Source organism: uncultured Thiodictyon sp. (assembly GCF_903828115.1).
Classification (GTDB): Bacteria; Pseudomonadota; Gammaproteobacteria; order Chromatiales; family Chromatiaceae; genus Thiodictyon.
Genome location: NZ_CAIKKU010000775.1, coordinates 1 through 5,736, shown reverse-complemented (window position 1 = coordinate 5,736; position 5,736 = coordinate 1). Strand labels below are relative to the sequence as shown.

General features: G+C 69.5%; 3 protein-coding genes and 1 pseudogene. 3 read left to right on the top strand and 1 reads right to left on the bottom strand.

Features of this window, described 5'->3' with window-relative positions; all coding sequences use genetic code 11:
* Positions 1-482: pseudogene (locus QZY48_RS28435) on the bottom strand (hypothetical protein); the annotation flags it as partial.
* A gap of 252 nt (positions 483-734) precedes the next feature.
* Between QZY48_RS28435 and QZY48_RS28430 the strand changes: the two are divergent.
* From QZY48_RS28430 to QZY48_RS28420, 3 genes are all read left to right on the top strand, one after another.
* Entirely contained in the window at positions 735-1,274 is a 540-nt protein-coding gene (locus QZY48_RS28430) for a MerR family transcriptional regulator (protein WP_295437013.1), read from the top strand.
* 88 nt (positions 1,275-1,362) lie between these two features.
* Complete coding sequence (locus QZY48_RS28425) at positions 1,363-4,449, top strand: TIGR02452 family protein (RefSeq protein WP_295437011.1); 3,087 nt, start codon at positions 1,363-1,365, stop codon at positions 4,447-4,449.
* Positions 4,450-4,612: 163 nt separating this feature from the next.
* Positions 4,613-5,736: Swt1 family HEPN domain-containing protein (locus QZY48_RS28420; protein ID WP_295437010.1), on the top strand; the 1,124-nt coding region annotated here is incomplete at its 3' end.

Genomic DNA, 5,736 nt, shown 5'->3' with positions numbered 1-5,736 from the left:
GTGCCCGGGGGCACTTGGGCCAAGAGCCGCTCCGGCGTGCGCGTGGCCACCGCGTAGAGGCCGAAGTCGTCCTCCGGCAGCAGACGGTAGGTCTGCGCCGACGGCTCGACAACCTCGTGCGCCGGTTCTGCGCCCGCACCGGGCGCGGCCGGGGTGCGTGCCCGCTCGATGGAGACCAGCTTGCGGTAGGTCACGAAGTGCCCGATCAGTTCATCCAGCGCCCAGGCGTCGAGCGGCTGGTGCTGCGATTTGTAGGTCAGGACATTGTGTGCCGCGAGCCGCTCCAGCCCATCGGGCAGGTCGGCGAGCGCCGCGGGGCCGGCGTCCAGCGCGGCGCCCGGCCGGCGTTCGATGATGAGGATGTCGAGCCGCTGGCTCTTGAGCGCCAACTCCTTCTCGACGTCCACCCGCCAGGGACGGCCAGTGAAGAGGTCGGTCAGGGCGATGCCGAAGAGCCGGTGCCAGGGCGTGAGGATGTCCATGGGGGCAAGTGTAGCAGCAGGACGCGGCCCATCCGCTGTCGACCGGGGGCAAGGATCGAAAGGTCAAGTTGCCGATCGACGCGGGCTCGGGCCTACGCGGGCTGCCGCATGCCGGCGGTACTCTTGACTTGCGCCGGGGCATAAATGCCGAGGAGGGTCCGGACCCTCTCAGACCTGACCCCGGACCCTCTCTAGCGAAATCTCGCGTGTCGACATCTTGACAGCGACACTGTTTGATGTATAGTTAGGTTCATGACTGACCCACTCGACATCAACGCCCTCAGCCGCGAGACCGGCGTCCCCGTGCGCACCATCCGCTACTACCTGGCGGAGAAACTGCTGCCGGCGTCGGCGGGACGGGGACCGGCCGCGAGCTATGGCCCCGGCCACCGCGACCGCCTGCGGCTGATCCGGCGCCTGCAGGAGGCCCACCAGCCCCTGGCGACGATCCGGGCGCAGTTGGAGGCCCTCGACGATGCCGGCGTGGCCGCGGCGCTGGTCGAACCGGGCGCCGTGCAGGATGCTCCCGTGACGGCCTACGACTATGTGCGCCAAGTGTTGGGCAAGCCTGCCCGGCACGGCGAACCGCCCGCCAACGCCGCGCGACCGGAGCCCGCGGCCACGCCTGCACCGCCACCGACGGTGCGCCAGCAGCCCCGCAGCACTTGGGAGCGCATCGCCCTGCACCCGGATATCGAGTTGCATGTGCGTCGACCGCTCGCCCGCGCCGATCAGCGCCGGCTCGACGCCTTGCTGGAGCAGGCGCAGCGACTGTTCAGCACGGAACCCTGACCAGGAATCCAGCCACCGAAACCCAACCGGGCAGACGCCGACCCCAGCGGTCCCCGTCCGCCGCTACGACAACCTGAAGGAGACGCCCATGTCCGCCATTGCCGAGAGCCTGTCCCGAGTGGTCGTCGGAGACCCCGTCCAGTTCCTCAATCTCAGCCTCTTCCCGCTGCTGGCCGAAGGACCGGCCAAGCCGGGCTATCGGCTCCTGGATGAGGCACTGGGCGACGGCGGCGCTCGCGTCACGGAGGTCTCTGATGCGGGGCACGTGCCGGAGTTGCGTTTCGTCAACCTGGGCGACCTGCCGGTGTTGCTGCTCGACGGGGAAGAACTGATCGGCGCCAAGCAGAACCGCATCCTCAACCTCAGCATCCTGGCCCCCGCGCAGCAGGCCATCGTCGTCCCTGTCTCCTGCGTCGAGGTCGGTCGCTGGCAGGCCGAGTCCGCCGAGTTCGGCAGCGCCCGGCGTGCCCACTTTGCCGCCGGGCGGGCGCGCAAGGCGGCGGACGTGAGTGATTCTCTGCGGCAGCGCGGTTCTCGCGAGAGTAACCAGGGCGCGGTGTGGCGCGACATCGAAGAGCGTTCCCGCCGTATGAAGGTGTCCTCCCCGACCGGCGCCGCCGCGGCCCTGTATGAGGGCAGCCGCGCCCGGCTGGACGACTTCCGCACGGTCTTCATCCCGCAACCGAACCAATGCGGCGCACTCTTCGCGATCAACGGCCGGCTCGTGGGCCTCGACCTCTTCGACAGCCCGGCCACCCTGGCCGCCGCCCTTGGTAAGCTGGTGGAGAGCTACGCGCTGGATGCCATTGACGCGGCGAATGAAGCCCAGGCCCAGGTGCCGGACGCCCCCCGTCCCTGGCTCAAGACCATTGCCACGGCTCAGGTCGAGCGCTTCGCGGCCATCGGGGAGGGTGAGGACTGGCGGCTGATCGGCGCCGGGCTTGCCGGCGGCGGCCTGGTCAAGGACGGGCGCCTCATCCACCTCTGCGCCTTCCGGACTGCGGCCGACGCTGACGGCGGCGAGGCGCCGGACCCGGCGGGCCGCGACCGGCTGGGGCTCTCACTGGACACCGATCGCCGGCTGATCCGCTGGCGCGGCGACAGCGAGCGCTATCTGCATCTGCGCCTGCGTGCCCCGCGTCTGGGGGGCGAGCGTACCCCGGTGGACCTGGCCTTGGCGCTGGACCGGTCCGGGTCCATGGGTGGTGACAAATGGCCGCGCGCGTGCGAGGCCGCGTTGACCGCCATTGAGCGACTCGGACCCCGTGACCGGGTTGCCCTGGTCGTTTTCGATGACCACATCGACACCCTGCTGCCCCTGACCGCGGCGGGTACCGAGGCCCGTCGTGCGGCCGCCGACGCCCTCGGCGGCGTCGGCCCGCGCGGTTCCACCAACCTTGGCGAAGGTTGGCTCACCGCCTGCGGTCTGATCGGCCGCGAGGCCACGAACGAACGGCTGCGCCGCTGCTTTGTACTCACCGACGGCCAGGCCAATGTCGGAATCGTCGATCCTGCGGAGCTCGCCCAGCACGCCGGGCAGCTACTTCAGCTTGGCATCCGCACCAGCACCTTTGGTGTCGGTAACGACTACAACGAGGAACTGCTCGGCGCCCTAGCGGACGCGGGCGGCGGCGCAGTCCACGACATTGCCAACGCCGCGGGTATCCCGACCGCCATCGCCCAGGAATTGGGCGATGCCCTCGAGGTGGTCTATGCCGATAGCCGTGTGCAACTCGCCTGGCAGGCCGACCTCGCGGTCGCGGTCATGGGGCCTTGGCCGGTCACCCCGTCCGATCATGCGCTGACCATCCGCACCGGCGATCTGGTCAGCGAACAGGTGCTCGACCTGCTGGTCAGCCTCCGCTTCCCGGCCGGCAATAAGAACGCGGATTGCACCGTGCGGGTGACGGTCAGCGACGGCGACCGCCCCCTGGCCGCGCAGGAGTTCCATTGGACCTGGGTTGACTGGGCCGCGCGCAAGGGTCAGCCCCGGCAAGCGGACGTCGAGCGTCGGGTCGGCGAGCAACTGGCCCATCAGGCGCGGCGCGAAGCCGCCGCCCGCAACCGCGACGGCGATCTCGCGGGGGCGTGCGACAGTCTGCGCACCGCTGCCCAGCGCATTCGCAACTACGGATCGGAGAATCCCGCGCTGCTGGTCCTGGCGGATTCCATCAAGTCCGAAATCCCGCGGTATCAGCAGCCGCTCCCGGCACGAGCCGTTAAGGCACAGATCGCCGAGTCCCGGGCAGGAACACTTGGACGGGGCGGGGCCGGTGCCCGCATCCGGGACCTTGCCCCCCGGTTGGCGTATCTCCCCTGCCAGGACAGCCCGGAGCTTGCCGAGCGCTGCCGCAAGCTGGTGAAGATCCCGCGCGAACAGGCTGCCGCCCTGGGCCAGTCGGCACTGGCAGCAATCACGGTCGGCACCTATCCCAATGCAGCCGGACAGCCCGTGGACTGGGGTGCCGCCGTGGCCGCGGCCGTCGCCGCCAAACGCAGCCTGCCGCCGGAGGCCGTCTTGCCGGTGCCCGCCGTCGCCCGGTCCACCCAGACCAGGGTCCAGGTGGCCAACGAAACCACCCTCACGGCAGCCCGACGACTGGCCAACGCGGGTGAGCGGGTGCTGGCGCTCAGCTTCGCCAACGGTATCCAGCCCGGTGGCGGCTTTCTGAACGGCGCCCGTGCCCAGGAGGAGGTGTTGTGCCGCTCCAGCGCCCTCTACGCCACCCTGCGGGGCGATCCCATGTACGCCGCCCACGCGGCCAGGACGCTACCGGATTCAACTGACTGGGCGATCCTCTCCCCGGAAGTGCCGGTGTTCCGGACGGACGACGGCACCGCGCTGCCGACGCCCTGGGCGCTCAGCGTGCTCACCTGCGCCGCGCCTTATGCCCCCGGCATCGGCCAACCACTGGCGGGCGACCTCTTGGCCGTCCGCATCCGGCGCGTCCTCGCCATTGCCCGGGCCTACGACTATTCGGTACTGGTCTTGGGTGCCTGGGGCTGTGGCGCCTTCGGAAACGACCCCATCCGCACCGCACGCGATTTCCACGCCGCACTTGCCGGGGAGTTCAACGGCGCCTTCGCACAGGTCGTCTTCGCCATCGCCGACTGGTCGGCGGAGCGGCGCAATCTGGCGCCGTTTCGGGATCTGTTCGCCGCCGGCGCTGGCTAGCGGGGTTGCAACCAAGCCAATACACAGTGTCTGCAGACCACCCGGCGCGGCAGCCGGGTGTGTCCCAACGTCTTGACCTGAAGCACATTCACAGGCAGCCCCCATAAGGACATAATGGCGTGCCCTGAAGAACCGGCTCCCATCAACAACGACGGACGGACCCATGGACCACCGCCACCTGACCACCCTGTCTACCCGGCTCGCGGCCTTCCTCGCCGAGGTCTTGCCGCGCCTGTCCGATCACTGGTGGCAGACCCACGTCCTGGAAGAACTGACCTTTCAACAACGCAACCACGTCGAGACCGCCGGTTATGCCCGGCTCGATCAACTCGACCTGGCCGCCCTGCTGCGGATTGCCGACCGCAACTGGTCCGAAATCGCCCACGCCGCCTCCTTGCAGCCGACCGCAAGGAACTGGCTCAAAGAGGCCCAGACCATCCGCAACCGCTGGGCGCACGCCCCGGTCAGCGGCATCCCGGACGACGAGTGCTTCCGCGACCTCGACACCATCGAGCGGCTGATGCAGGCCATCGGCGCCGACCAGCCCACGCTGGCCGACATCCACGTCGACCGAACCGCGCTCCTTGCGCAACTGGCTGGGTCCGCCAAACCCACCGATCAACCGCCCGCAACGGCATCGCAAGGGGCCTTCGACCCCGGCCAACTCGTCCGGCTCAAGGCCCAGCCCACCGTCATCGGCGCCGTGGTCTCCCGTGCCCCGGCCGACCCCGAAGACCGCTACCAGGTCTTCCACGACGGCGCGGTCACGACCTATTACGCCTCCCAGATCGAACCGGCCGCCGTTCCGGCCGCACGCCCCAGCGTCACCCCGGCCGCACTGCACGCCGCACTCACCGCCGCGCAACTGCGCCATCCCAGCATCGGCAACCTCTATTCGCTCTTCGCCTCGCGCATCCAGTTCGTCCCCTACCAGTTCCGGCCCGTGATCAAGCTCATCCAGGCCGACCGGCCCCGGCTGCTCATCGCCGATGAGGTCGGTGTCGGCAAGACCATCGAGGCCGGACTGATCCTCAAGGAGCTTCAGGCCCGCCGCGAACTGCGGACCGTGCTCGTCATCTGCCCCAAGCCCCTGGTCGCCGAGCGCAAATGGCTCGAAGAGATGAAACGCTTCGACGAGCGTTTCGACCACCTGGACGGCCCGACCCTGCGCTACTGCATCGAAGAGACCCACCTGGACGGCGTCTGGCCGCAGAAATACGCCCGCGCCATCCTGCCCTATTCGCTGCTGGACGAGGCCCTGCTCATGGGCGACACCGAGCGGCGGCG

Excerpts from the sequence above, each read along its gene's own strand:
- QZY48_RS28425 (WP_295437011.1), top strand. The coding sequence starts at position 1,363 with ATGTCCGCCATTGCCGAGAGCCTGTCCCGAGTGGTCGTCGGAGACCCC.
- QZY48_RS28430 (WP_295437013.1), top strand. The coding sequence starts at position 735 with ATGACTGACCCACTCGACATCAACGCCCTCAGCCGCGAGACCGGCGTC.